1 protein-coding gene is annotated in these 1011 nt (G+C 59.4%); it reads right to left on the bottom strand.

What is annotated here, in order from left to right; genetic code table 11:
- Positions 1 to 920 (bottom strand): nucleotidyltransferase family protein (locus tag PH547_RS33710; protein ID WP_285170483.1); only part of this gene is annotated, 920 nt, incomplete at its 3' end.
- Positions 921 to 1011 lie beyond the last annotated feature (91 nt).

Below are 1011 nucleotides of genomic sequence, written 5' to 3'. Positions count from 1 at the left end.
GATCGCCTTGTCTGCTGCAGAGCTTCGAAGAGCAGCGCAGCTTGTCGGATATCCTTCTCACGCTTCGCCGGCCCCTGCCCGTCGGTGTTTCGGCGGCTGGCGACTATGAGCTTGTGGACCGCATACCGGGACGGATCAGGGACGACGACTGGGACACCGCTTCGGTGGAGCAACATTGTCCTGACGGGTTCCCTTATGAGGAAGTCGAGAAAGCGCAGTGGATCCGCGCTGGCGCCGCCAAGAGCGGGCATCTTCGCCGGCTGATCGATGTAGTCATCCGAACCACGGTTCGACGTCAAGAACTCAACTCTGTAGCCGTCGGCATTTTGAAACGCCGACGAGGCCGCGGAGCCCGATCGGTGTGGAACTGGCCGGAAACTAGCGTCGACGCCCTGCAGCAGCTCAAGGATCGGAGGCAGACTATCTTCAACCTCCCGACTGATAGCATAGTCCTGGGCAATGTCCGCATCGCCGGTCAGGATCGCAGCTATGGGAAGGCGGACGCCCAGCAGTCCTGAATAGCACTGAAAGGCCACCGTGCCGATGAGAACACCCCGGAGCCGAAAGAGACCCCCATCGGCAAGAGCCTCGACGATATCGCCCGACATGGCATCAGGGGCGATCATCCCGCCCTCGCGGGTCAGGGTATTTACCAAGCGCCTGCGAGCGCGTAGATCATCCTTGTCCCGCTTATGATCAGCTACGCGCTGCGCGATAACCGGATCATCAGCGGAACCGACGTAACGACGTTTCGTACCACCATGTCCATCCGGGATGTCGAAATACCAGTACGTGCGCCCCTTAACCTTCGCTGGGGTGAACCGACCCTCCGGAGGGAAATCGGCCGTCCAAGCGGCATCGAGCGAGCGCTGACCGAGCTCGGCGAGCATCGTCTGATACATGAGGTCGATGGACTTCATAGCTCGACTCCGGTGTTATACTGTTTTTCAAAAACAGTATAACGGTCGAGAGGATGGGTCGCAAGATAGGATACCACCTCTGTCGCCTTGA

It is taken from the genome of Rhizobium cerradonense (genome assembly GCF_030182455.1).
GTDB lineage: Bacteria > Pseudomonadota > Alphaproteobacteria > Rhizobiales > Rhizobiaceae > Rhizobium.
Note: the sequence above shows the minus strand (reverse complement) of the source record. Positions and strands in the feature narration are given on the sequence as shown.